The 23,590-nt window shown below is 72.4% G+C and carries 30 protein-coding genes and 1 tRNA gene; 17 read left to right on the top strand and 14 right to left on the bottom strand.

All coding sequences use genetic code 11. The features are described from left to right. The first annotated feature begins 21 nt into the window (after positions 1–21). Positions 22–729: a PAQR family membrane homeostasis protein TrhA gene (trhA, locus tag E7Z53_RS14515; protein WP_035927115.1), complete on the top strand. Its 708-nt coding sequence runs from the start codon at positions 22–24 to the stop codon at positions 727–729. Positions 730–804: 75 nt separating this feature from the next. On the opposite strand, the gene E7Z53_RS14510 is transcribed toward trhA, so the two are convergent. Both E7Z53_RS14510 and mca read right to left on the bottom strand, forming a co-directional pair. Next, on the bottom strand, positions 805–1,176 hold the full coding sequence (locus tag E7Z53_RS14510) for a hypothetical protein (protein ID WP_176338031.1): 372 nt from the start codon (positions 1,174–1,176) through the stop codon (positions 805–807). An 8-nt stretch (positions 1,177–1,184) separates the two neighbouring features. Further along, positions 1,185–2,063: a mycothiol conjugate amidase Mca gene (gene mca, locus E7Z53_RS14505; RefSeq protein WP_031282471.1), complete on the bottom strand. Its 879-nt coding sequence runs from the start codon at positions 2,061–2,063 to the stop codon at positions 1,185–1,187. A gap of 204 nt (positions 2,064–2,267) precedes the next feature. Here mca and E7Z53_RS14500 point away from each other — a divergent pair, with 204 nt between their 5' ends. From E7Z53_RS14500 to E7Z53_RS14490, 3 genes are all read left to right on the top strand, one after another. Beyond that, positions 2,268–2,693, top strand: a complete 426-nt coding sequence (locus tag E7Z53_RS14500; RefSeq protein ID WP_017832415.1) for a DUF4307 domain-containing protein — start codon at positions 2,268–2,270, stop codon at positions 2,691–2,693. Positions 2,694–2,962: 269 nt separating this feature from the next. Further along, positions 2,963–3,466 carry a transcription elongation factor GreA gene (gene greA, locus E7Z53_RS14495; protein ID WP_017832416.1) on the top strand — a complete coding sequence of 168 codons (504 nt, stop codon included), beginning with the start codon at positions 2,963–2,965 and terminating at the stop codon, positions 3,464–3,466. Positions 3,467–3,473: 7 nt separating this feature from the next. Next, the gene (locus E7Z53_RS14490; RefSeq protein ID WP_017832417.1) at positions 3,474–3,683 is read left to right on the top strand and encodes a hypothetical protein; all 210 of its coding nucleotides are present in this window, start codon (positions 3,474–3,476) and stop codon (positions 3,681–3,683) included. An 85-nt stretch (positions 3,684–3,768) separates the two neighbouring features. On the opposite strand, the gene ilvA is transcribed toward E7Z53_RS14490, so the two are convergent. Both ilvA and E7Z53_RS14480 read right to left on the bottom strand, forming a co-directional pair. Next, positions 3,769–5,016, bottom strand: coding sequence for a threonine ammonia-lyase (gene ilvA, locus E7Z53_RS14485; protein WP_017832418.1), 1,248 nt, complete (start codon positions 5,014–5,016; stop codon positions 3,769–3,771). A gap of 102 nt (positions 5,017–5,118) precedes the next feature. Beyond that, the gene (locus E7Z53_RS14480) at positions 5,119–6,531 is read right to left on the bottom strand and encodes an AI-2E family transporter (RefSeq protein WP_176338030.1); all 1,413 of its coding nucleotides are present in this window, start codon (positions 6,529–6,531) and stop codon (positions 5,119–5,121) included. A 113-nt stretch (positions 6,532–6,644) separates the two neighbouring features. Between E7Z53_RS14480 and E7Z53_RS14475 the strand changes: the two genes are divergently transcribed. Beyond that, positions 6,645–7,247 (top strand): nitroreductase family protein, encoded by a 603-nt coding sequence (locus tag E7Z53_RS14475; protein ID WP_052132943.1) that lies wholly within the window; start codon positions 6,645–6,647, stop codon positions 7,245–7,247. A 105-nt stretch (positions 7,248–7,352) separates the two neighbouring features. Here E7Z53_RS14475 and E7Z53_RS14470 read toward each other — a convergent pair whose 3' ends face one another. Beyond that, positions 7,353–8,225, bottom strand: a complete 873-nt coding sequence (locus E7Z53_RS14470; RefSeq protein ID WP_017832220.1) for a Bax inhibitor-1/YccA family protein — start codon at positions 8,223–8,225, stop codon at positions 7,353–7,355. Between the two features lie 213 nt (positions 8,226–8,438). Between E7Z53_RS14470 and E7Z53_RS14465 the strand changes: the two genes are divergently transcribed. From E7Z53_RS14465 to E7Z53_RS14440, 6 genes are all read left to right on the top strand, one after another. Continuing rightward, a complete protein-coding gene (locus E7Z53_RS14465; protein ID WP_109222767.1) occupies positions 8,439–8,705 on the top strand; it encodes a hypothetical protein in 267 nt (88 codons plus the stop codon). Between the two features lie 15 nt (positions 8,706–8,720). After that, entirely contained in the window at positions 8,721–8,981 is a 261-nt protein-coding gene (locus E7Z53_RS14460) for a hypothetical protein (RefSeq protein WP_035927104.1), read from the top strand. Between the two features lie 139 nt (positions 8,982–9,120). Beyond that, positions 9,121–11,544 (top strand): S8 family serine peptidase, encoded by a 2,424-nt coding sequence (locus E7Z53_RS14455; RefSeq protein WP_176338029.1) that lies wholly within the window; start codon positions 9,121–9,123, stop codon positions 11,542–11,544. Between the two features lie 160 nt (positions 11,545–11,704). Further along, entirely contained in the window at positions 11,705–12,538 is an 834-nt protein-coding gene (locus tag E7Z53_RS14450; protein WP_035927102.1) for a hypothetical protein, read from the top strand. Between the two features lie 290 nt (positions 12,539–12,828). Further along, on the top strand, positions 12,829–13,014 hold the full coding sequence (locus tag E7Z53_RS14445) for a hypothetical protein (RefSeq protein ID WP_017832214.1): 186 nt from the start codon (positions 12,829–12,831) through the stop codon (positions 13,012–13,014). A 266-nt stretch (positions 13,015–13,280) separates the two neighbouring features. Further along, positions 13,281–14,039 (top strand): MBL fold metallo-hydrolase, encoded by a 759-nt coding sequence (locus E7Z53_RS14440; protein ID WP_172604339.1) that lies wholly within the window; start codon positions 13,281–13,283, stop codon positions 14,037–14,039. 89 nt (positions 14,040–14,128) lie between these two features. Here E7Z53_RS14440 and E7Z53_RS14435 read toward each other — a convergent pair whose 3' ends face one another. Both E7Z53_RS14435 and E7Z53_RS14430 read right to left on the bottom strand, forming a co-directional pair. Then, positions 14,129–14,542, bottom strand: a complete 414-nt coding sequence (locus tag E7Z53_RS14435; protein ID WP_176338028.1) for a hypothetical protein — start codon at positions 14,540–14,542, stop codon at positions 14,129–14,131. Between the two features lie 169 nt (positions 14,543–14,711). Next, positions 14,712–15,143: a DUF3592 domain-containing protein gene (locus tag E7Z53_RS14430; protein ID WP_017832211.1), complete on the bottom strand. Its 432-nt coding sequence runs from the start codon at positions 15,141–15,143 to the stop codon at positions 14,712–14,714. Positions 15,144–15,417: 274 nt separating this feature from the next. Between E7Z53_RS14430 and E7Z53_RS14425 the strand changes: the two genes are divergently transcribed. Both E7Z53_RS14425 and E7Z53_RS14420 read left to right on the top strand, forming a co-directional pair. After that, positions 15,418–16,251 (top strand): hypothetical protein, encoded by an 834-nt coding sequence (locus E7Z53_RS14425; RefSeq protein ID WP_255219586.1) that lies wholly within the window; start codon positions 15,418–15,420, stop codon positions 16,249–16,251. Positions 16,252–16,331: 80 nt separating this feature from the next. After that, complete coding sequence (locus E7Z53_RS14420) at positions 16,332–16,868, top strand: hypothetical protein (protein ID WP_035927081.1); 537 nt, start codon at positions 16,332–16,334, stop codon at positions 16,866–16,868. 379 nt (positions 16,869–17,247) lie between these two features. Here the strand turns inward: E7Z53_RS14420 and E7Z53_RS14415 are convergent, their stop codons facing one another. The 4 genes from E7Z53_RS14415 to E7Z53_RS14400 form a co-directional block, all read right to left on the bottom strand. Next, positions 17,248–17,679 (bottom strand): hypothetical protein, encoded by a 432-nt coding sequence (locus tag E7Z53_RS14415; RefSeq protein WP_176338027.1) that lies wholly within the window; start codon positions 17,677–17,679, stop codon positions 17,248–17,250. Positions 17,680–17,752: 73 nt separating this feature from the next. Beyond that, positions 17,753–18,322 (bottom strand): dihydrofolate reductase family protein, encoded by a 570-nt coding sequence (locus E7Z53_RS14410; RefSeq protein ID WP_176338026.1) that lies wholly within the window; start codon positions 18,320–18,322, stop codon positions 17,753–17,755. A gap of 39 nt (positions 18,323–18,361) precedes the next feature. After that, positions 18,362–18,874, bottom strand: a complete 513-nt coding sequence (locus E7Z53_RS14405) for a hypothetical protein (RefSeq protein ID WP_176338025.1) — start codon at positions 18,872–18,874, stop codon at positions 18,362–18,364. Between the two features lie 112 nt (positions 18,875–18,986). Next, positions 18,987–19,394 (bottom strand): hypothetical protein, encoded by a 408-nt coding sequence (locus tag E7Z53_RS14400; protein WP_109149400.1) that lies wholly within the window; start codon positions 19,392–19,394, stop codon positions 18,987–18,989. A gap of 180 nt (positions 19,395–19,574) precedes the next feature. Between E7Z53_RS14400 and E7Z53_RS14395 the strand changes: the two genes are divergently transcribed. From E7Z53_RS14395 to E7Z53_RS14385, 3 genes are all read left to right on the top strand, one after another. After that, on the top strand, positions 19,575–19,832 hold the full coding sequence (locus tag E7Z53_RS14395; protein ID WP_109149401.1) for a hypothetical protein: 258 nt from the start codon (positions 19,575–19,577) through the stop codon (positions 19,830–19,832). Between the two features lie 184 nt (positions 19,833–20,016). Continuing rightward, positions 20,017–20,586 (top strand): hypothetical protein, encoded by a 570-nt coding sequence (locus E7Z53_RS14390; protein ID WP_176338024.1) that lies wholly within the window; start codon positions 20,017–20,019, stop codon positions 20,584–20,586. Further along, a complete protein-coding gene (locus E7Z53_RS14385; protein ID WP_017832202.1) occupies positions 20,583–20,927 on the top strand; it encodes a hypothetical protein in 345 nt (114 codons plus the stop codon). The genes E7Z53_RS14390 and E7Z53_RS14385 overlap by 4 nt, the downstream gene beginning before the upstream one ends. Positions 20,928–21,121: 194 nt before the next feature. Here the strand turns inward: E7Z53_RS14385 and E7Z53_RS14380 are convergent, their stop codons facing one another. Both E7Z53_RS14380 and E7Z53_RS14375 read right to left on the bottom strand, forming a co-directional pair. Then, positions 21,122–21,394 (bottom strand): hypothetical protein, encoded by a 273-nt coding sequence (locus E7Z53_RS14380; protein WP_176338023.1) that lies wholly within the window; start codon positions 21,392–21,394, stop codon positions 21,122–21,124. Positions 21,395–21,430: 36 nt separating this feature from the next. Next, positions 21,431–21,504, bottom strand: a tRNA-Leu gene (locus E7Z53_RS14375). A gap of 288 nt (positions 21,505–21,792) precedes the next feature. Here E7Z53_RS14375 and E7Z53_RS14370 point away from each other — a divergent pair. Beyond that, positions 21,793–22,038, top strand: a complete 246-nt coding sequence (locus tag E7Z53_RS14370; protein WP_017832201.1) for a hypothetical protein — start codon at positions 21,793–21,795, stop codon at positions 22,036–22,038. Between the two features lie 130 nt (positions 22,039–22,168). On the opposite strand, the gene E7Z53_RS14365 is transcribed toward E7Z53_RS14370, so the two are convergent. Continuing rightward, positions 22,169–23,578: an NAD(P)/FAD-dependent oxidoreductase gene (locus E7Z53_RS14365; RefSeq protein ID WP_176338022.1), complete on the bottom strand. Its 1,410-nt coding sequence runs from the start codon at positions 23,576–23,578 to the stop codon at positions 22,169–22,171. Positions 23,579–23,590 lie beyond the last annotated feature (12 nt).

Genomic DNA, 23,590 nt, shown 5'->3' with positions numbered 1-23,590 from the left:
CAGCACGCCGGGAGGAACATGATGGAGCACACGCACAGCGCCGCCCGCCGGGCCGCCGGCCGCGTCGAGGAGGCGGTCGAGCACGGGATCGAGGGACTCGTGGAGCGCAAGCCCGCGTGGCGGGGCTGGATCCACGCGAGTTTCACGCCCGTCGTCGTCGCCCTGGGTCTCGTGGCGATCCTGCTGGCGCCCAGCACCGAGCTGCGGATCGCGTGCGCCGTGTACGGCGTGACGGGCATCCTGCTGTTCGGCGTGTCGGCGATCTACCACCGCGCCTACTGGCCCCGGCGGCTGCACATGGTCCTGCGCCGGATGGACCACTCGAACATCGCGCTGCTGATCGCCGGCACCTACACCCCGCTGGCGGTCGCGCTGCTGGACCCGCCGCAGTCCCGGCTGCTGCTGGTCGTGATCTGGTCCTGCGCCGCCGGTCTGGTGCTCTTCCGGCTGCTGTGGACCCTGGCGCCCCGCTGGCTGTACACGCCGCTGTACGTGGTGATGGGCTGCCTGGCGCTGTTCTACCTGCCGCAGTTCTGGCAGACCAGCCCCCCGGCGGCCGCGCTGACCGCCGCCGGCGGCATCGCCTACATCACCGGCGCCGTGGTCTACGGCACCCGGCGGCCGCGCCTGCTCCCCGAGGTGTTCAGCTTCCACGAGGTCTTCCACGCCTTCACGGTGCTGGGCTTCGTGCTGCACTACGTGGCGATCATGCTCGCGATGCTCCGCTGAGCGGCTCCGCCCCGCCCACCCGCTCACCGAGCTCCGCGGGCCCCGGGGCCGCGCCCGCGAGGCCGGGCTCTTGCCTCAGCCGCGCGGGTCGGGCCCCTCCGGCTCCTCGGCCCGCGCCGCCGGCCCTCCCCCGGCCCGGTCGCCGTCGGCGCCGGTCCTGGCGTCGGCGCCGCCCGTCCCGGCGCTGTCGGTCCCGGCGGGGCCGCCGGCCCGCTCCTCCGCGGCGCGGCGCTCGGCGTACTCCGCGCGGTAGCGCAGCCGCCGGTTGCGGCGGTTGAAGTCGCGCACGAGGAAGATGACGGCCACGGCCAGCAGCAGCGTCATGAGGAACCCCAGCATCCCGGGGGTCACCTGGCTCGGGTCCAGGCCGGGGCGCAGCGTGCCCTCGTCGATCGGGTTGGGCGCCATCGCCGGCAGCAGGGCGAGCACGTTCAGCACGGTGGTCATCCCGGCGCTCAGCCCACGATCCCGGCGAACAGGTCGTGCTCCGGCAGGTCGGTCGGCACCCGGGACTCCGCCAGGACGTAGTCCTCCCACGGCCACACCTGGGACTGCAGCTCGGCGGAGACGGCGAAGAACATCCCGTCCGGCGCCACCTGGGTCCGGTGGCTGCGCAGCGCCTCGTCCCGCAGCGCGAACGTGTCCGGGCAGCGCACCTTGGTGGTGGTCTCGTGCCGGGGGGCCGGCGGGCGGTGGCCCTCCGGGTCGCTCTCCTGCAGCATCGCGATCCGGGCCGCGTACGGGGACTGCAGGCCGCGCTCCTCGAGGGCCTCGTGCAGGGCCACGAAGCGCTCCAGGTTGAAGGCCCGGTCGTAGTAGAGCTTCTGCGGGGTCCACGGCTCGCCGAGGCCGGGGTACCGCTCGGGGTCGCCGGCGGCGCGGAACGCCTCGACGGAGACGTTGTGCGTCTGGATGTGGTCCGGGTGCGGGTAGCCGCCGTTCTCGTCGTAGGTCAGGATCACGTGCGGGCGGAACCGGCGCACGAGCCGGACCAGGGGCGCGGCGGCGCGCTCGAGCGGCTGCAGGGCGAAGCAGCCCCACGGCAGCGGAGGCAGGGGGTCCCCCTCGGGCAGCCCCGAGTCCATGAAGCCGAGCCAGCGGTGGTCGACGTCCAGCGCGGCGGCCGCCTGCGCCATCTCGTGCCGCCGCAGACCGGTCAGGTCCCGCTCGGCGTGCGGGTGGCCCTCCATCTCGGCGTTGAGGATCGAGCCCCGCTCCCCACCGGTGCACGTGGCCACCATGACCTCGACCCCCTGCCGGACGTAGTGGGCCATGGTCGCGGCGCCCTTGCTCGACTCGTCGTCGGGGTGGGCGTGGACGGCCAGCAGGCGCATCTCTGACAGGGAGGTCACTCGGGGGGTCCTCTCGGGAACGGTCGGGGAGTCGGGGAAGCGGCCGGTGCGGGCACGGGCCGCGGCCCATTTTACGCGTTCGCCGGGCGGTCCTGCGCCCGGGGTGCTCCCAGGGGCCTCGGCTACAGTGGTCGGGCGGTCGCCGGGCCCGGCGCCGCCCCCTTGCCCCCGAGACCCGAGGCCGCCGTGTCCACCGACTCCCCAGACCTGCTCCGCGACCGCTACGGAGCCCCCCGCCGCGAGCGCCGGATCGGGACGCGCGGCTGGATCGGTCTCGCCCTGGCGGCCACCCTGGTCACCGCCGTCTTCGTCGTCTGGGTGGTCACGGCGCGGCAGAGCGCCCCCACGTTCAAGGACATCGGCTTCGAGGTGGTCTCGGAGGCGCGGGCCACGGCGGACTTCGAGCTCACCAAGCGTCCCGAGGACGTCGTCACGTGCGCGGTGCAGGCCCTCAACCAGGAGTACGCCGTGGTGGGCTGGTCCGAGGTGACCATCGGGGCCGTGCCCGAGGACCGCCTGGGCGACGGCGGGACGAGCTCCCACCGCGCGGCCGTGCGCACCACCAACCTGGCGACCACCGCGGTCGTGGACTCCTGCTGGCTCGAGGACTGAGCCCCCGGCGGTCGTCCCGCCCGTGTGTCGCCGCCGCCGTCGAGCCTTTGGGCTTGTCCGCCCGCCCCGCCTAGACTGGGCAGCAGGACTCCCCGTCCCCGGCAGCCGGACACCGTCCGAAACGGACGACCCGCACCGGGGCGGGGTCTTTGCGTAGCGGACCCCCGCACCGCCGGCGGCCCCCACGCCGTCGTCCCGGTCCGCCGCGGACCCGCCCGGACCCCGGGAGGACAGCCGCGGCCCGACCGCCCGTTCACCGAGGAGAGATTGTGACCACCACGAACAAGACCGGCGCCTGGCTGACCCAGGAGGCCTACGACCGCCTGAAGAAGGAGCTCGACCACATCTCCGGCCCGTACCGGCACGAGATCGTGGAGCGCATCGACCAGGCGCGCTCGGAGGGCGACCTCAAGGAGAACGGCGGCTACCACGCCGCCCGCGAGGAGCAGAGCAAGAACGAGGGGCGCATCGTCCACCTCAAGAACCTGCTCGAGAACGCCCAGGTCGGCGAGGCCCCTGCCGACGACGGGGTCGTGGAGGCCGGCATGGTCGTCACCGCGGAGATCGCCGGCGAGGCGATGACCTTCCTCATCGGCTCCCGCGAGGTGGCCGAGGACCTGGCCGCCGGCAGCGAGCTGGAGGTCTTCTCCGAGAAGTCCCCGATGGGCTCCGCGATCTCCGGCCACCGGGTCGGTGACGAGCTGTCCTACACCGCCCCCAACGGCAAGGAGATCCCGGTCAAGATCCTGGACGCCAAGCCGTTCAAGGTCTGAGTCTCCCGTGACGACCCACTGGTTGCGCAGCCCCGGCCCCGGCACCAAGGCGCTGATGGTCCTGACGGCGGTGCTCGGGGTCGTGGCCGTGGTGCTGCACTTCGCGGGTCAGGGCGACCCCGCCGCGAGCGCCCCCGGCAGCCTGCGCAACGTCTTCGTCTTCGCGACGTTCGTCAGCGCGTTCGTCACCTACCTCACCGGCCGGCGCCGCACCTGACGCCGCCCCCGGACGACACCGGCGCCGGTCCCCGCGGGGACCGGCGCCGTCGTCGTCGGGGGCCGGGACCGGTGCCCGGCGGCGGTCAGTGCACGACGACGGGGTGGTAGCCCTCCGCCTCGAGCGCCCGGAGGATCTGGCGGCAGTGCTCGTGCCCCTTGGTCTCCATGTCGATGGTGATGGACACGTCCCCCAGGCTGAGCGAGCCGCCGATCCGGGTGTGGTCCACGCCGGTGACGTTGGCGTCCTGGACGGCGATGAGCTCGGAGATGCGGGCGAGCTCGCCCGGGCGGTCGGTGAGCATCATCTTGATGGTCATGTACCGGCCGGCGGCGGAGAGCCCCCGCTGGATGACCTTGAGCATGAGCATGGGGTCGACGTTGCCGCCCGAGAGCACCACCACGGTGTTGCCGAGGTCCGGGTACGCGGCCTGCAGGCGGCCGTCCAGGAGGGCCGCGACGCCGACGGCGCCGGCCGGCTCCACCACGAGCTTGTTGCGCTCGAGCAGGAAGATCAGCGCCTGGGCGAGGGAGTCCTCGGAGACCGTCACGACGTCGTCGGTGAGCTCCTTGATGATGCTGAACGGCAGCTGCCCGGGCTTGCCCACGGCGATGCCGTCGGCGATGGTCGAGACCCGGTCGAGGGTCACGAGCGCGTCCCCCGCGAGGGACGGCGGGTAGGCGGCGGCGTTCTCCGCCTGCACGCCGATGAGCCGGATCGGCCGGCCGAGCTGCTCGGCGCGGGCCTTGACCGCCACGGCCATGCCGGCGAGCAGCCCCCCGCCGCCCACCCCGGTGATGACGGTGTCGACGTCGGGCACCTGCTCGAGCACCTCGAGGCCGAGCGTGCCCTGCCCGGCCACGATGTCCGGGTGGTCGAAGGGGTGGACGAACACCGCCCCGGTCGCGGTGGCGTGGCGCTGGGCCTCGGCGAGGGCCTCGTCCACGCTGGTGCCGTGCAGGATCACCTCGGCGCCGTGGTCCTGGGTCGCGGCGATCTTGGGCAGGGCCGCGCCCAGCGGCATGTAGATGCGGGCGGTGATGCCCAGCTTGGCGGCGGCGAGGGCGACCCCCTGCGCGTGGTTGCCGGCGGAGGCCGCCACGACACCGCGGGCCTTCTCCTCGTCGGTGAGCTTGGCCATCCGCACGTAGGCGCCGCGGACCTTGAAGGAGCCCGCGCGCTGCAGGTTCTCGGCCTTGAGGTTGACCTCGGAGCCGATGAGCCGCGAGAGCGCCCGGGAGTGGGTCACCGGGGTCCGGTCGATCACGCCCTCGAGGAGCGTGGCGGCGTCCTGGATGTCGGCGAGACGGACGGGCAGTTCGGCCAGGCTCACAGTGCGTCTTCTTTCCCGGTCGGTGCGTCGGTGCGGGGCCGTGCGGGACCCGCTGGGTCGTGCCACGGTGAGCGCCCGCCGGCGGCGGGCGCGGTCCTCATCCTAGTCGCTGTCCGGTCTGCGCTCCGGCGAGGCGGGAGCACCGGAACCCTCCCCCTGGCCGCCCCCCTGCTCGTCGCTGCGGCCGCGGCCCTGACCCGTGCCGGCGGCGGCCAGGGCGCGGTCGTCCCGTCGGCCGCGCTTGAGCGCGGCCTGCAGCCGTTCCTTCGCGCGGGTCCGGCGGAAGCGCTGGAGCTGGGCCATGACCTGGTCGCGGGTGAGATCGTTCTTGCGCGCGTGCTTCTTGATCTCCCACGGGAAGTAGTACGGCTCCCACGGGATCTCGTCGTCCGCCTTCCACGTCCCGCCCACGAGGTAGCGCACCACCGTGTTGAGGAAGGCCATCACGGGCACCGCGAACAGGGCGCCCGCGATGCCGAAGAGGATGGTGCCGGACGCGACGGCGAGGAAGACCGCGAGGGGGTGCAGGGACACGGCCCGGCCCATCACGAGCGGCTGCAGGACGTTGGACTCGATCTGCTGCACCAGCAGCACCACGGCGAGCATGGCCAGGGCGGTGCCGAAGCCGTTGGCCACGAGGGCGACGAGCACGGCGACCGCGCCGGTGAGCACGGCGCCCACGATCGGGATGAAGGAGCCCAGGAACACGAGGATGCCGATGGGCAGGGCGAGGGGGACGCCGAGCAGCGCCGCGCCGAGCCCGATGCCCACGGCGTCCACGAACGCCACGAAGCCCTGGATGCGGGCGTACTGCACGAGCGAGGTCCAACCCCGGCGGCCGGCGCCGTTGACGGCCCGCCGCGCGCTGACCGGGAACAGCCGGACGAGGAAGAGCCAGATCCGCTCGCCGTCCATGAGGAAGAACAGCAGGGTGAAGAGCATGATGATGATGCCGGTCAGCACGTTGCCCGCCGTCGAGCCGAAGGACATGGCGCCCGAGAGGATGGCCTCGCTGTTGTCCTGGATCGTGGTGCCGAGGTCGTCGATCCAGTCGTTCACGCTGTCGGCGCTGAGGTTCAGCGGCCCGTCCTCGAGCCAGCCCAGCAGCTGCTGGGTGCCGACCACCACGTTCTCGGACAGCTGCGCGAAGCCCAGCACGATCTGCCGGCCGGCGAGCACGAGCAGACCCGTCACGAGGCCGATGAGCACGAGCACCGCCGTGCCCGAGGCCAGGCCCGCCGGCACGTGCTGTCCGCGCAGCCACTTCACCAGCGGGAACAGGAGCCCGGCGAGCAGGCCGGCGATGAGCACGGGGATGATGACCACCGTGATCGTCGACAGCATGTACCCGAGCAGCCCCACGGCCGCGAGGATTATGATGAGCCGCCACGACCACGCCGCGGCCACCCGCACCGGGACCGCGACGCCACCCGCGGCGTTGCCGTGCAGCGGGGGGAGCTCGGTGCCGGGTCCCGGCCGCAGCGGCCGCTCGGCGTCGTGCGATGTCGAAGGCATGGAGCCATCTTGGCACGGCGGTCCGACCGCCGGGCGCCCCCCCGGCCGGGGCCGGACGACGATTCCGCGGGCCGGTCCGGCACGCGGGGCGCGCGCGGTGGAAGACTGGCGGGATGTCACGCACTTTCCTCCGCGTTCTCGCCCAGCGCCGGCCGGCTCCCGGCCTGACCCCGGACGCTCCGCCGCGGGAGGAGCTGGAGGCCGTGCTCCGCGCCGCCGCGGGGACCGCGGCGGCCGATCCGGGCCTGAGCTGGCGGGTGGCCGTGACCACCCGCCGCTCCGCGCCGGAGCTCGCGGCCGCGCTGGCGGGGCTGACCCGGGTGCCCAACATGTCGGCGCCCTTCCCCCGGCTCAAGGGCAAGCAGCTGCGCCGGCTCGCGGCCTTCCGGGGCGCCCTGAAGTGGGCGAGCACGGGCGGCCTGGGGTGCGCGCTCGTCTTCAGCCCCGACGACACCCTGGGCATCCCGCGGAAGGAGCAGCTGAACGCGGCGCACGGGGCCCGCCCCCTGCTCGAGGCCGCGTTCTGGGCCGCCGGCTGGGGCACCGTGTGGGCCCACCGGGACGGCGAGGGCGAGGACGCGGTCCGCGCGTTCTACGGGCTGACGGAGGAGGAGAAGCTGCTCGGCTGGCTGTTCGTGGGCCGCCCGCCCCGCGCCGTGGCCGCCGAGCACACGGCCACCCGTCCCACGCCCGGGCCTCGGATCTCGTACCACTGAGCCCCTCCCCCGCGTCCGCCCGCGGGTCACGGCACGACGACGGCCCGGGGGACCCGCGGTGCGCGGGTGCCGGGCCGTCGTGGGTGGTGCAGGCGGGGCGGGGACCTAGTTCGAGGTCATCTCCCGGATGATCGCCAGGATGCGCAGGATCTCGACGTAGGTCCAGATCAGCGTGACCGTCAGGCCGAAGGCCGCGGACCAGGCCATCTTCTCGGGGACGCCGACCTCGACACCGCGCTTGATGTTGTCGAAGTCCAGCACGAAGCTGTAGGCCGCGAGCAGGATGGCCACGGCGCCGATGAGCAGGCCCAGCCAGGGGCCGAGCGGGCTGTCCGTGCGGATGTTGAAGCCGAATAGCAGCACCGCGCCCAGGTTGACCAGCGCGAAGACGGCGTAGGCCATGAGCGCGACCATGAAGATCTTGGTGGCGCGCGGGGAGGCCCGGACCTTGCCGGAGCGGAAGAGCACGAGCACCGAGACGAACACGGCGATGGTGCCGATGACGGCCTGCACCACGATGCCCGGGTACATGGCCTCGAACATCCCCGAGATGCCGCCCAGGAACATGCCCTGGAACAGGCCGTAGGCGAGGATCAGCGCGGGCGAGGGCTCGCGCTTGAAGGCGTTGACCAGGCCGAGGACGAGACCGACGAGGGCGCCGGGGATGGTGAGGATCGGCATGATCCAGCCGGCGAGCGCGCCGACGACCACGGCACCGAGCACCGTGGCGGTGCGCATGATGACGTCGTCGTAGGTCATCCGGCCGGTCTGGTTCGTCCCGGCGGCCGGGGCGTTGTACATCGAGTCCAGGCGCTCGGCCGAGTACGGGGCGCCCTGCTGGTAGCCGGTCCGTCCGTAGCCGGGCTGCTGCTGGTAGGGGGTTCCGTAGGAGGTCTGTCCGTACTGGTTCCCGTGGGACTGGGCGCTGCCTGCGCCCGGCTTCGAGAGATCGCGGAGAAGCGGGTTACCGCCGGCCATTGAGGGGTCCTTCCGTGGCACTGATGTGCGAGATGTGCGACCAGCGTAGCAAGGCCTGCCTGACGAAAGCATGAGAACTGCTGTGCTTAAGCCGAGGGCGTGCGGGCGGCCCGGCCGGCGCGGGCCCCGGCCCCCAGGAGAGCGGACAGACAGGTCTTTGCTGGTGCACACATGCTGGGGAGAACGACCGCTGTCCCGATCCGGAGGCCCCTCATGCCCGAGTCCCCCGCCCACTGGGTGCCGCTGGCCGCGATCCCGGTGCTGCTCGCCGTCGGGGCCCTGGCCGTCCTGCACTGGAGCCGCTACCTCGGGGCGATCGGCCGGCTGGATCGCGCGCGGACCTCTCCGGACGCCGCCCCGGCGACCGCCGCCTGGCTCGAGCTCCGCAGCGAGGAGCACTACCGCCGGGCCTACAGGCTCACCTGGGCGGTGGCCGCGGTGCTCGCCGTGGGTCTGACCGCCGCCGTCCTCGCGGGCTGAGCGGCGGCATGCCCCGTGGTCCCGCTGCCCGGAGCCGTCCTCCTCTACGGCTGCCTCGTCGTCGCCGGGGCGGGCGCCACTGCCCTGTGGAGCCTCGTCCAGGTCGCGCTCGACCTGGCCCCGGCCGCCCGCCGCCGGTCCCGCGGCGCCCGCGCCTCCGCGCGGAGGCACCTGGGCCGCGCGACGTCCGCGACCGCCGTGGCCCTGCTGACCGCGGGCGTCCCCTCGCTGCTGCGCCATCTCGAGTGGCTCGCCGTGCTGGTGGGGACGGCCTGAACCGCCCCGACGGGACCGTGGGCCGACGGGGCTGGCGTCACACTTCGTGATGAAGCCGTGATCTTGTTTTAGATCTGTCCGCATTGATTTGCATGTGAGAACCTTTTCCGGGATCCCCCCAGCCCCCAGGAGTTCGCCCATGCAACGATCCATGCTCGCCCCCACCCTGTCCGCCCTCTCCCTGGCCCTCGTGCTGGCTCCTCTCACGCCCGCGACCGCCGCCCCCGCCGAGAACGCCACGACCCTGTCCGCCCAGCAGGTCAGCGCCGAGGCCCCGCCCGAGATCACCGACCGGATGATCGTCAAGTACCGCACCCCCGTGACCGACGCCGAGTCGGAGCAGGTCGTCGAGGACGCCGCCGCCGAGGCCCACGTCCCGGAGGCCGAGGACACCACCGAGGTCCGGACCACCGGCGACGGTGCGGCCGTCGTCGAGCTGGCCGGCGAGGTCTCGACCGACCAGGCCGAGAAGCTGGCCGAGGAGCTCACCAAGGACCCGGCCGTGGCCTACGCCGAGCCCGACCGGCTCGTCTCGACCGCCCGGATCCCGGGCTCGGACGAGGGGGAACCGGAGGACATGGGCTCCGTCGCCGCGACCGCCGCGGACCCGGACGTCCCGTCCCTGTGGGCCCTCACCAACCTGCGCGCCTTCGAGGCGTGGGACACCGCCACCGGCAAGGGCGTGACCGTCGGGGTCGTCGACACCGGCTTCGCCAACCACCCCGACCTGGACTCCCAGACCATCGGCGGCTACGACTTCGTCTCCACGGCCGCCCTCGGCAACGACGGCAACGGCCGGGACTCGGACCCGCGGGACCCGGGCACCTACTCCACGGCCGGCCAGTGCTACGCCGGCTCCGCGGCCACCAACTCCATCTGGCACGGCACGCACGTGGCCGGCACCGTCGCAGCCAAGCGGGACAGCTACGGCACCGTGGGCATCGCCCCCGACGCCACCCTGCTCAACGCCCGGGCCCTGGGCGCGTGCGGCTTCGGCTACGTCTCCGACATGGCCGACGCCGTGCGCTGGCTGGCCGGCGACGCCGTGGCCGGGGCCCCCGCCCCGCGCAAGCGCGCCGACGTGATCAACATGTCCCTGTCCATGGGCGGGGGGTGCCCGGCCACGCTGCAGAACGCCATCAACACCGCCTGGTTCCGGAACATCCCGGTGGCCGTGGCCGCGGGCAACAGCGGCCGCCCGGCGATCGAGTACGCCCCGGGCAACTGCTACAACGTCATCACGGTCGGGGCCATCGGCTCGGACCGGGTGCGGGCCAGCTACTCCAACCACGGCGGCGCCGTGGACATCTACGCCCCGGGCCACCACATCCTGTCCGCGGGCAACACGGGCACCCGGGGACCGGTCGCGCCCAACAGCCGCTTCGACTACGGCACGTCGATGGCCACCCCGCACGTGGCCGGGACCCTGGCCCTGCTCAAGCAGAAGAACCCGACGTTGAGCTCCGACCAGTACAAGCAGCTGATCCTCGACTCCGGGGACGCCTGGGACAGCCTCCCCGGGGGCAAGACGCTGAACTCCCACGACGCGCTGTGGATCACGAAGGCCGCCGACACCGCCGCACCGGCCGCGCCCACCCCGACCTACACCACCAAGGGCGCGATCGGGGCCCTGTACCAGCGGATCAAGAGCCAGACCGGGGCCCCGACCTCCCACGAGCAGGCCGTCGCCGGCGGGGTCCGCCAGAGCTTCGCCAAGGGCACCATCTACTGGTCCTCGGCCACCGGCGCCTACTGGGTGCGGGGCGGCGTCGAGACCGCCTACAAGCGCAACGGCACCGCCGCCGGCGTCCTGCGCTTCCCCCGTTCGGACGAGAAGTCCAACGGCATCGGCGGGGCCTACCAGCTGTTCCAGAACGGCCGGATCCTCTGGTCCTCCCGCACCGGGGCCCACGCTTTGACCGGGGACATCGAGACGGTCTTCGCCGCGGCGGGCAACGAGAAGGGCGCCCTGGGCTACCCCACCGCGGACCGGCGGAGCAACGGCATCGGGGGGTTCTACCAGACCTTCCAGAAGGGCCGCATCCTCTGGAGCTCCGCCCACGGCGCCCACCCGATCACCGGCGCCACCAGCGCGGCCTACTCACGGGCCGGCAGCGAGCGCGGGTCGCTGGGCTACCCCACGTCCGGGGCCGTCGCCGACGGACGGGGTGGCACCTCCCAGTCCTTCCAGAAGGGCCGGATCGTCTGGAGCGCCGCCGGCGGGGCGCACGCCCTCAAGGGCTCGATCGGCGCCCAGCACAACCGCTCCGGCGGCACGGCCGGTGCCCTGGGCTACCCCACCACCGACGAGGCGTCCACCGGCACGGGCGGCGTCTACCAGGTGTTCCAGAAGGGCCGGATCTACTGGAGCCCCAGGACCTACGCCCAGGAGACCAAGGGCTCGATCGGCAACGCCTACGTGGCGCTCGGCGGCACGAAGAGCCGCCTGGGCTTCCCCCGGACGGGTGAGATCACCCGCGCCGACCGCTCCGTGGTGCAGTACTACCAGGGCGGTTCCATCACCTGGCGCCCGGGAGGATCCATCCGGATCGACTACCGCTGACCCGGCACCGGTCCCGCCGCGGCCCCGCTCCGTCCTGTCGGAGCGGGGCCGCGGCGCGTCCGGCGCCCTGCTGGGCACCGTACGCGCCGAGGTCCTGGAGTCCACGCGCCGGCCGCCCCACCGGTCCCGCCACCGGCGTCCCCGCAGTAGAGTCACGCCCATGGGGACTCTGCTGTACGAGTGGATGACGGCGCGCCAGGCCGCGGACGCGCTCGACGCGTACCTCGCCGAGCGCGGTCCGGCACTCGAGCGCCTGCGCGCGGCACTGGCCGAGCACGGCCTGGAGTCCGACGAGATGCTCGACGGCTCCCTCTACTCCGTGTCCCCGCTGTGGGCCTGGATCAGCGCCCGGGCCTCCGGGCTCGGCGTGGACCCGCGTCCGCTCGCCGAGGACCCCACCCGCCCCGCGTGGCCGAGCTGGGCCCGGCACGGCAAGCTCGTGGACCCGCACCCGCCGGCCGCCACCATCGCGCTGCTGGACGGCTTCGTCTCCTACCTCGGGCAGCTCGTCGGCGACGCGGCACCGGAGGCGACCTGGCAGGTCGGCGAGCACCTGATCGCCGACCACCCGCTGCTCAACTACCCGGTGCTGGGCTCGGAGCACCACCAGGTCTTCCTCCCCGGCATCCCGCTCTACAGCGCCTACCAGTCCGCCCACGGGCGCGCCCCGATGACCGGGACCGAGATGCTCGCCCACATCCGCCGGACCGTGGACGCCCTCCACGGCGGGGGCCCGGAGGCCGCCGCCGTCGAAGAGCCGCTGGTGACGGTGGTCGCCGAGGTCGACTGCTTCGACGTGGGGCTGCGCGAGGACATCCCGGCCCTGCACCCGCAGGTCGTGGAGCAGCTCATCGACGAGCTGTGCGACCGCGACGGCGTCGAGTCGGTGCACCGGTACGGGCCCGCCGCGCTGGTCGTGGACGTCTCCGGCTGGGACGAGCTGCGGCTGAAGCTGTGGTGCACGCTGTGGCTGCAGCGCCACCTGCCGCGCTGAGACACACCTCCGGGCAGGTGCTCGGCCGCCTGGACCGCCCGTTCCCCCACCGGGGAGGAATTGGACCCGCTGACGCTGCACACCGCGGTCACCGACTCGGCCTGGGTGACCGGACCCATCATCGGGACGGCGTTCATCCTGGGTGCTCGGACGGAGTCCGCTCACGCCAGGACGATGGACTCCTCCGCGGGATCCCGCCGGCGCCGGCCGCCCCCGAATGAGGGGTCAGACCGTCCTGGTTGCTGCGTGGCACGATGCGAGGACCACGACGGCGATCCGGGAGGTCCACCTTGTCGAGACGGGCCAGGCTGCTGACGCTGGACGTCGTCGTCCTCATCGCCTGGGTCATCGGGATCCGTCTGATTCTCGGCGAGTGGGACTGGCTCATCACGGGCATCGGCGCCGTGTTCCTGGGGGCCCGGATGGCCTGGGACGCCCGTCCCCGCCGCGACCCGGGGATGGAGGCGTCCCGATGACGCAGGACCGGCGAGGTCGTCGCGGCGGAGTGTTTCCGGCGCATGGTGCGGCGGCTGCCCGTGGTCGGCCCACTGGGGGTCGCCATGATCGTCCTGTGCTCGCACGAGCAGGCGCTCAGTTCCGGTCGGTGCCGGCCGGCAGAGCAGCCGGCGGCCCGGGTACGCCGTCCGGGCACGGCCATGGTGGCCCACCGACCGCGGGCAACCATCCAGGTAGGCTCGTTGCACAGCGCCGCCACCGCCTTCCCCCAGGAGCTTCGAGCCGCATGACCCGATGGACCACCGCGGAGAACCTGCACGACCTGGGCTCCGGCACCACCCTGGTGACCGGCCCCGCCGCCAACTGGCTGATCCTGCGCGAAGGCAGCAGCTGCACCCTGATCGACTGCGGCTACCCCGGTGACCGCACGCTCGTCGACGCCTCCCTGCGGGCGGCCGGGGTGCCCGGCCTGCCCGACGCCGTGGTCATCACCCACGCCCACGCCGACCACATCGGCACCCTGGGCCGCTTCGTCGCCGCCGGCGTCCCGGTGCACTGCTCGGCCGCCGAGGTGCCGAACATGGCCGGCACCGCCCGCGAGCAGATCGGGCCCAGGGAGTCCCTCCCCCGCGCTGCCCGCTCGTGGAAGTGGCTCACCTGGAGCATCCACGCCATCCGGGTCGGCGGCCTCAAGGACGTCACCGTGGACCCCGAGGCGCTCACTCCTTTCACCCCCGACGCGACCGCCCTGGACGTCCCCGGGAGCCCGCGCCCGGTGGCGACCACCGGACACACCTCCGGGCACACCTCCTACCTCATCGGTGGCACCGGGGTGCTCGCCTCCGGCGACGCGGTGATCACCGACCACATGGTCGCCGAGAAGCACGGTGTCCCGCAGCTTCTCGCCGACCCGTTCCACCACGATCTGCCGACCGCATCGCGGACCGCGGTCCGGCTGCTCTCCGACACGGACTTCGACGTCCTGGCACCGGGCCACGGCCCGCCCCTGCGCGTGCCGGCCGGCCGGCGTCTGTCGATCCACTAGAGCGCCCGCGCCTCGTGTGCTCGAGGTGGTCCGCTCGGGTCCCGACAGCTTCGACGGCGCCGGCAGATGCCGCGGCCTGCGGTCATCCGCTACGAGGGCAGGCTCCCGCTGGTGCCGGGCGCGGGGACGCCGCGTTGCTTGCGCACCCTGGACGCGCGGTGCTCGTCCCTGGCCATCCTGAAGGTGTACCAGCCGAGGAGTTCCCCGATCCCGGTGAGGAACAAGGCACTCCACATCGGCGGATCGCCCTGCGCCACGGGGGCGACGAGCAGCACCAAGGAGAAGACGACGCCGATCCAGAGCACCGTCGTCACGATGCCCATGCCCCACCAGGTGCTGACCTGCACATGGCCGCGGCCCGGGGTGAACCCGATCTCGTCACCCGCGTAGCTGTGCAGCGCGCCGGTGGCCGTCGTGCGGAGCACCCGCTTCTCACCTCTCGCCAGCGCCCGCTGGTGCTCTGCCCGTATGGCGTCATCACGCCGCTGGCGGTCCTGCATCATGGCCTGTCCTCGCTGATGGATCGGATGAACGGTGGGGCGCGCAAGCGCAGCGACTACTTCTCCCCCGGTCGCCGCTGCCCGGGCATGACGCCCGCGTCTGCTCATCGGTTCGGCGGCCGGGGCCGCCATCGACCGGAGAGCGGCCCCCTCCACGAGGGACAGGTTGCGGTCATGGCAGCGGGAGGACGGTGATGAACCAGAACAGAACGGCGGCGAAGACGACGAAGAACGGGATGAGGCAGCCCAACGCGACCCTCGTCTGGTTCGAGACCTGGAAGGACTCCATCGGGTCCTCCGGGTTGTAGGCCACCTCCACGACCGTCCCCGGCACAGGCCGTGCGCCGCAGGAGATCTCCGACGCCCCGGTGAACGCCGTGCCGTGCAGGTCGGCGAACCGGTACGTGGGCCAGAAGCGGCGTGACCGGCTGGTGCTGCCGACGCCGCTGGTCCAGCCGGCCCGGCTGCCGGTCACGGTGGCCTCCGCCCTCGGCCAGTGGGCGGTCAGCCGCTCGTGCCGCCTGTTCTTCCGGACCGTGTGGACGACGGAGCCGGCGGCCCCGGCGACGAACAGCGCCCAGACCGCGTACAGCACGGTGCTCACCCGGGCATCCCAGAACCGCCGCGCACCAGCGGGGCGGCGGGCATCGTCGACGCCTGACCGGAGTCGAGGACGCAGGGAGCGCAGCAGAGGGCTCGTCGGGGGTCGGCCATGGTCTCAAGCTATCCTCCCACCCGCCGTTGTCCCCGCACCCCCGGGCTGTCACGCACACGGAGGGTGGCAGCCGGGAGGCCTTCAGCACGATCCGCCGGGTCGGCTGGCCGCGAAGCGCACCAGAGGTTCCGCAGCTTGCGAACCCGGCAGTAGGGTCACGCCCATGGGAGACCAGCCGTACGAATCGATGGACGCGCGCCAGACCGCCGACGCCCTCGACGTCTACCTCGCCGAACGCGAACCGGCCCTGGAGAGGCTTCGCGCAGCACTGACCGGCGCCGGCTTGGACACGCGCGAGACGCTCGACGGGTCCCTCTACTCCGTCTCCCCGCTGTGGGCATGGCTCACCGCTCGAGCCGCGCGGCTCGGCGTCGACCCGCGGTCACTGGAAGACGATGCCACCCGCCCCTCCTGGCCGTCCTGGGCACGCCACGGACGACTCGTGGACCCGCACCCACCGGCCGCCACGATCGCACTCGTCGACGGCTTCGCCACCTACCTCGGCCAGCTCCTGACCGCCGCGGTCCCCGCTGCGTCCTGGCAGGTCGGTGAGCACCGCATCAGTGACCACCCGCTGCTGAACTACCCGGTGCTCGCCTCGGACCACCACCAGATCTTCCTGCCGGCCCTGCCGCTCTACAGCGTCTACCAGTCGGCCCACGGCCGCGATCCGATGTCCGGCACCGAGATGCGCACCCACGTCCAGCGGACCGTCGACGCTCTGAACGGGCGAGGACCGGAGGCCGCTGCCGTCGACGAGCCGCTGGTGACGGTCGTCGCCGAGCTCGACTGCTTCGACCTGGGCCTGCGCGAAGACATCCCGGCCGAGCGCCCGGAGATCGTGCCCCTGCTGATCTCCGAGCTGTGCAATCGCGACGGCGTCGTATCGGTCCACCGGTACGGACCCGCCGCCCTGATCGTCGACGTCCCCGGCTGGGACGAGCTGCGCCTGAAGATGTGGTGCACCCTGTGGCTGCAGCGGAACCTCCTGCGATGACCCGCCGGCGTCACGATCTCCGCCGCCGGCCTCGTGGCCGTGCGCGCCGGCGCCCGGACGGGGCCGGTAGCCTCGGCACCATGAACGAGTCCGCCCAGCAGACCGCCGAGGTGCCCGTGCCGACCGGCGGCCAGGTCCTCGCCCGCGCCGTGCCGGCGGCCGCCGTGCTCACGGTCGGGTTCCCAGCCCTGGTCCACTGGGGACTGGACGACAGCGGTACCGCACGCAGCCCCTGGGTCACCTTCGGACCGGCTCTGCTCCTGGGACTGGCGCTCATCGTGCAGCGCCTCGTCCAGGCGCCCCGTGCCCGCCTCGACGTCCACCAGGACAAGGGAGCGCTGCGCCGATCGATCGGGATCACCGCCTCCTCCGGTCTGGTCCCGGACGATCCGGGCACCCGCGTCGCCGCCGGGGTGCTGGCTTGCACTCAGCTGGAGTCGGCGACCACGATCGTGGCTGGGATCGCCGGCGTCGTCGCCGTCTGGATCCTGCGCACCGAGACGTGGTGGGCGGTGACCGCCGTCCTGATGATGCTGATCGCAGTGGTCCCGGTCCTCCGCGCCCGCCGCGGCTGGGCCTACCTGGACGCCCTGCACGCCGCCGAGCGCACCGGCTGACGGCCTGCTGCCCCGGCGGGGCACTAGGGTGACGGACATGACAAGCCGTACGTCCGCAGCCCTGGCTGCCGCCGCTGTGCTGCTGATGATCACAGCCTGCGGCCCGTCAACGGAGTCCTCATCGGCTCCCTCGGTCGACCTCGAAACGTGGGCGGCCAACACCCTTCCTGCTGTCGCCGAGGGAGGATTCTCCATCGCCGGCAGCACCGGCACCGACGGCAGTCGCGCCACCGGTTCGACGACCGATGTGGAGCCCGGGTGGTACGCGGTCACGATGGCGTGCGCACCGGCTGACCGGGGGGCTGACGCCGGTCTATCCTCCGGACGGATCAGTCTGAGCGGGGAACACGGGTCCTACGGCGAAGGGGACTGCGCGGGCTCACCGGTGACCACGACCGTGCAGCTCGGCGCCCCCGACGACACGACGCCGGAGACGGTCACGGTGGCAGCTGAAGCCGAGGGCTACGAGGCCTTCTGGGGCGTGTCCGCCGCACCAACGACTGCACCCGAATAGCGCACCTGCCGCACCGGTCGACGACCCGATGACCGGAACGAGCAAGGCCTGCTCGTCCGGCACGTAGGCCGGCAGCTCCGCGTCGTCGGCGACCTCCAGCTGCACCCGGTAGGCCAGCACCTCGTGCTCCCGCGTGCGCCCCGGCAGCTGCGTCGCGGCGCCGGGAACGGCGTCGAGCTCCACGGCCACTTCGCTGTCGGGGCGGATGATCAGCTCGCCGGGGTCCGCGCCCTCGTCGAAGGCGTAGTGCAGCGCCTGGACGGAGCGCACGACGCCGGTGACCGGCAGGTGCGGCACGTGCTCGGGTGTCCGGTCGTGGTGCTCCTCCCAGTACCCGGGTATCGGCCGGCCGCTGTCCTCGTCCGGGTCGTCAGGCCGTGACTCGCGCGGGCCGGTATCGCTGGGCGACCGCCCCCGACCGGAACTCATGGCGGTCCACGAGCTCGAGCTGGACGCGCTCGCGCAGACCGGCGAGCAGCGTCGGTTCGTGTCCGGCAAGGACCGGCTGCACCACGAACTCGTACTCGTCAATCAGCCCCAGGTCCGCCAACGCCGTCGGCAGCGTCACGCCACCCACCCACAGACCCTCGCCCGGCTCCTGCTTGAGCCGCTGAACCGCTTGGCCCAGGTCGCCTCGCACCAGCTCGGCGTTCCAATCGACCTCGCTCAGCGTGCTCGACACGACGTACTTCTTCACCCGGTCGATGGCCTCGGCGAACGGGATCTCCCACTCCTCCATCCAGTCAGGCCACGTGCCCGTGGCCGGCCTCCGCCACGCCGACTCCATCATCTCGTAGGTCACCCGGCCGAACAGCAGGGCATCGGCTCGCTCCATCTCAGCGGTCCAGTAGCGCATCGACTCCTCGTCCGGGGGAAGCCCGGCCTCGTGATGGCAGCAGCCGTCGAGCGTGACGTTGATCGAGTATCGAAGTGGTCTCATCTCGTTGTTCTCCCTTGCTGTGGCGCCGGCGCGGTTGTCTCAGCGCCCGGTCGGTTCCGTGCCTGATGCTCGCTCGGCGATGACGTGCTCGCGCTTCCGCTGGATCGCCCCGACCACCCGGTAGGACTCCTGGGCCGAGACCACCACCGACTCCAACCCGGTGCTGATGCGAACGCTGGGCCCGCCCATCAGGTAGCCGGTGGCCCCGTCGTCCATTCGGCGCCGGCCGATGCGCCACCACTCGGTGCGCGGCCCGACGGCTGCTTCGGTGATCTGCTCGTACGGGATCTGCTGCTGCTTGCGCCAGCCCTGCCGGATCTCCACGGCGTGGTCCCCCAGACTGAGGACGACCGATCGATGCACAACGAACGAGAGCGCTGTGCAGCCGACTACGAAGACAGGTCCGGTCGTCAGCAGATACGGTCCCTCCGGCACGAGCTCGGCCGCGACCACGATCAGTACGAGGAACACGACGGCGATCGCGATCCGGATCCGCGACGGCTGGAACGTGACGAACCGCGGTGTCTCCTCCGGGTCTGCGTGCTCGGCCATGCCTCATGATCGCCGACCACACCGGCCGGGGGTAGACCCGATCCCCGGAACAACGGCCGACATCCCTCACGGCCGCCGGCGGCACGCAGTCTGTCGCCGCGACGCGACTGGATCAGCCGGTCTCGATCTGCAGCTGTGGGGTGAGCCGCACCCATCCCTCTGGTTCCTCCCCCGGAAGGCCGGCCGGAGCGAAGTCCGCCTTGATGCCCAACTGCCCGCTGGTGCCCACGCGCCCGCCGGGAGTGCAACCAGCGACCCAGTCCCCGGCTGCCGTCGGGTCGTAGGTGAGCAGGCAGTCGCCTTCCTCCCCGGCCACGAGGTAGAACTCGGCGCCCTCGTGGATGGCCAGCAACCGAGAGCTGTCGGCATCCCAGCCGTACTCCGCGGCATCGATCTCCGCGGGAAGCGTGTCGTCCTCGGTCTGCTCGCCGGCGTACAGGTCGACCGAGTCCTGCGAGCAACCAGCGACGACGAGAGCGATCGTCACCGCCGGCATCGCGCGCGTGCACCGGGTCATCATCTGCTGCTCCTTCGCTTCACCGACACAAGCCTCCGATGCCTTCGACCGTCTCACGGAGGGCGCGTCGAGGGGCTGAGGCCACGCCCGGTAGGGCAGGTGTCTCCGCCCCGGTGTTCGAGCACGAAATGCTCGCCTGCTCGCGGCCCTCAGGTCGTGCGGGTCGGCCGCGGTAGCGGAGGTGTGACGGGTGTCGAGGTGGATGGGGAGTACTGCTTCGAGACCGGAAGGTTGCTGGTGCTGGAGATCCGGGCCACGGGCCGCGTCGCGGTGAACGTCCCCGGTCCCACCCGCTTCGCCGCCGAGGCGAAGATGCTCTCCGTGATGGACCCGCTGCCGCTGGGCCGGCTCGGTTCCGACCTGGACAGCGAGGTTTGCCGTTGGCCGGTGGGCCCTGATGACTTCAACGCCGAGGACGCGCTGAAGGTCCGCGCCTCCTAGGGGGCCGGAAGCGTTTCGAGGACATCTCTCGAGCAATCCTTCGGCTCGAGCGGCGAACGCGGCCAGACGCTTACCGGCTCTTGAAGGCTCGTTGTCGCCGTCGGGACGACTGCTACGGTGCGACCAGCAGGCACCGGGCGAACACGTCGCTCACCGCCTCCGACTCCCCGAGGAGCACCGCGCGATGAGCACCCCCACCTGGCAGAACCCTGAGATCCTCGCCGCCGCGGCCGGTCCCCAGGGCCCGCAGGTCCATGCCGTCTTCGAGAAGGCTGCGGACATCGGCCTCGAGCAGTCGCAGGCGCTGCGCAAGGCCGCCGAGCTCCACCGGAAGTTCGTCACCGACAACACCCCCGTCGAGGTGGACTACGACGCGCTCGGTCAGGCTGCCGTGAAGCTGGCGGTCGGCGCCGCGGCCGCCGCCGGGCGCCAGGACGCCCTGGACCTGATCCTCGGGTCGTGGCGGAGCCTGTCGCAGGCGATCGCCACCGACTTGTTCCTCCTGATGCACCGGCACACCCGCCCCGACTCCGCTCCCCCGTCCGGAGACGCCCTGGAGCGCGCCGCCGAAGCCACCGCCACCAGCTTTCAGATGCCCGTGGCCCACGCCCTGATCGCCCTCGCCGCCCGGGACCTGATCGACGCCGACGGCTTCCCGCAGGACGCCTACGACTTCCTGACCACCCCGTGGAACTGGGCCTTCGGCGCCGCCCACCCCGACGACGACACCGGGCAGACGGTGAAGAGCTCATGAGCGAGGACCTGGCCGCCTGGGCACAGTCCCGCCCGCAGTCGCTGCCCGCGGTGCAGTCGCCGGCCGACGGGCGGATGACGCCGATCGAGCTGAAGGTCGTGCGCGAGGACGTGGAACGGATCGAGGCGTACACCGCCGAGGTCGCAGATCACCTGGCCGCCCACCTGCTCGAGCACACCGGGCCCGACCCGGTCTTCGAGGTCTACGACCGCGACGCCGACATGCCGGCCCTCGATCTGCCGGGCGCACCGTTGCCGCTCACGGCCAGGTGGTGGCGGGCCGTCGCCTACCAAGTCGCCGAGGATGTTCCGGGCCTGCGGATCGTCGAGGCGCCGAAGTAGTCCAGGCAATCGGCGTCGCAGCACCACATGCTTGTGCACAGAAGTGGGGCTGCCGGGGTGCGGTCAGGCTCTCTAAGCTGAAGCTGTCGGTGAGCAGCTCACGAGCGGCCCGACACAGCGCAGGCCACGTCGGGGGGCGTGGCCGCGCAGCACGCAACGCCCCTGTCGGCGCGCGCCGCCCGTGGCGAAGGCGATCAGTCCCCGGACATCAGGAAGCCGCCGGCGGCCAGGAACAGCGCGGCCGAGACGGCGAGCAGCACCGGGTAGCAATGCTCGGCCAGAATGACCTCATGGTGGAAATCGTCGGCGTCGAGCCTCGCGTCGAGCCTGGTGGAGTGCTTTTTGGACTGCCAGTCGGATGGCGACCGCAGAACGCGCTCCCACCGGACCTCGAGCCGCCTCTGGTGCAGATTCCATGTCGAAAATGGAGGCCAAATGGCGAATCGGCCCCAAGTGACGGTGAGCAACTCCGCTAGTCTGGGCGGATTGCCAACGATTCTTCGTGCCCCCAGTCAGACTCGAACTGACACTGAGCGGATTTTAAGTCCGCTGCCTCTGCCGATTGGGCTATGGGGGCCGGTCCCGGACGCGTCGCAGGGACGCCGCCCACCCTATCGCCTCGTCCCGCTCCCACCACCAGGACGGGCCGGGGCCGCGGCCGGGAGCCGCGCCTGTCGGCCGGGCGCAGGATCCAGTACGCTGGCACGGTGGTCGAGCAGCCGGCCGCGATGTCGTCGCATCCGCAGGAGGCTGCTCCCGTGCACCACCCCGCTCTCCCGTCCCACCGGTTCCTGCCGGGATCCGGACGTCCCCCCGTCCCCGCCCCGTGCGGGTGCACCCCGATGCCGTTCCGGACGACCGCGGCATGAGCGAGGTCGTCGCCCGGCCCACCGGCAGGACCTACCTGGCGCCGGAGGACGCGTTCCCCGCCGACCTGACCGAGCTGTCCCTGGCCGAGCTGCACGTCCTGCACAGCAGGGTCGGCCGGCAGCTCGACCTCGAGTACCTCGGCAGCGCGTCCGGCGCCCACCCGGTCACGCTCGAGCGCCACCAGGAGCTGAGCGTGGAACTGGACGCCCGCGAGATCGCCCACCCCCGGAACACCCACTGACGGACGGGCGGCCTGACGGCCCCGGGGCAGGCGCCACGGGGGCCGGGCCGGGGGCGTCACGGCCCCGTGGAACGGCTCGACCCCGCCGCGGCACGTGGCCGGGACGGGGTCGAGCGGTGGACGGATCGGATCAGAGGTTGGCCTTGCGCGGGGCAGGGGCCTTGCCGGCAGCGGTCTGGAACCGCGTGCGCGGGTCCCGCTCGTGGCGCAGCGTGGTGGTGTCCCGGCCGAACACGAAGTTCAGGGCCCACTCGGTGAAGACGCGGGCCTTGCGGTCCACGGTGGGGATCGCGTAGCCGTGGTAGAGCCGGTGCATCGCCCACGCGGCGACGCCGGAGAACTCCAGGCCCTTCGCCGGCAGACCGGGGAGGCCCTTGATGCTGGCCACGCCCTTGTAGAGGCCGAGCCCGGCGACCGCGCCGAGGTTCTCGTGGTAGTAGTCCTCGAGCGGCTTGCCCGCGCGGGCGGCCATGATGTTCTTGGCCATCGTGTGCGCCTGGCGCACCGCGTGCTGGGCGTTGGGGACGCAGAACCCGCCGACTCCCCCACCGGTGAGGTCCGGGACGGCGGAGACGTCGCCGGCGGCCCAGGCACCCTCGAGGGGCCCGTCGTCGCCGGTGATCCGCAGGTCGGCCCCGGCACGGACGCGGCCGCGCTCGTCGAGCGGGAAGTCCGTGCTCATGACCAGCGGGTTCGCCTGCACCCCGGCGGTCCAGATCAGGGTGTCGGTGCCGAACTCGCCGGCCGGGGACTTGTCCTGCATGTTGACGAGCTTCAGGTGCTTGTCCACCGCGGAGGCGAGCGACGTGTTGAGCAGCACCTCGATGCCGCGGCTGCGCAGGTGCGCCACGACCTTCTCCGCGCGCTCCTCGGAGACCTCGGGCATGATCCGGCCCATGGCCTCGATGAGCACGAAGCGCAGGTCGGAGACCGTGAGCCGCTCGTTGCGCTCGACGGCGCTGCGGGCCATGTCCTCGATCTCGGCGATCGTCTCGGTGCCGGCGTAGCCGCCGCCGACCACCACGAAGGTCAGCGCCCGGCGCTTGGCCTCCTCGTCGGTGGTGAGGGAGGCGACCTCGATGCGCTCGAGCACCCAGTTGCGCACCGCCACGGCCTCCTCGATGGTCTTGAGGCCGATGCCGTTCTCGGCGAGGCCCTCGATCGGGAAGGCGCGGGTCACGGAGCCGCCGGCGATGACGACCTCGTCGTAGGTCAGCTCGAAGGTCTCGCCCTCGTCGATGCCCTTGACGGTCGCGGTGCGGTTCGCGTGGTCGACGCCGAGCACGTGCCCGGTGACGATCTCGCAGTCCTTGAGGTGCTGCCGGTGGGGCACCACCGCGCTGCGGGCGGAGACGTTGCCGCCGGCCACCTCGGGCAGGAAGGGGAGGTACATCATGTACGGGTTGGGATCCACCACGGTCACGACTCCGCCGGAGTCCTTGATCCGCTTCTGCAGTTCCTGCGCCACGGTGAAGCCGACGTAGCCGCCGCCGACGATCAGAAGGCGCGGACGGTCCTTGGCCAGTTGAGTGAAAGACATGCCCCCGAGTCT

Source organism: Kocuria salina (assembly GCF_013368965.1).
Classification (GTDB): Bacteria; Actinomycetota; Actinomycetes; order Actinomycetales; family Micrococcaceae; genus Kocuria; species Kocuria rosea.
Note: the sequence above shows the minus strand (reverse complement) of the source record. Positions and strands in the feature narration are given on the sequence as shown.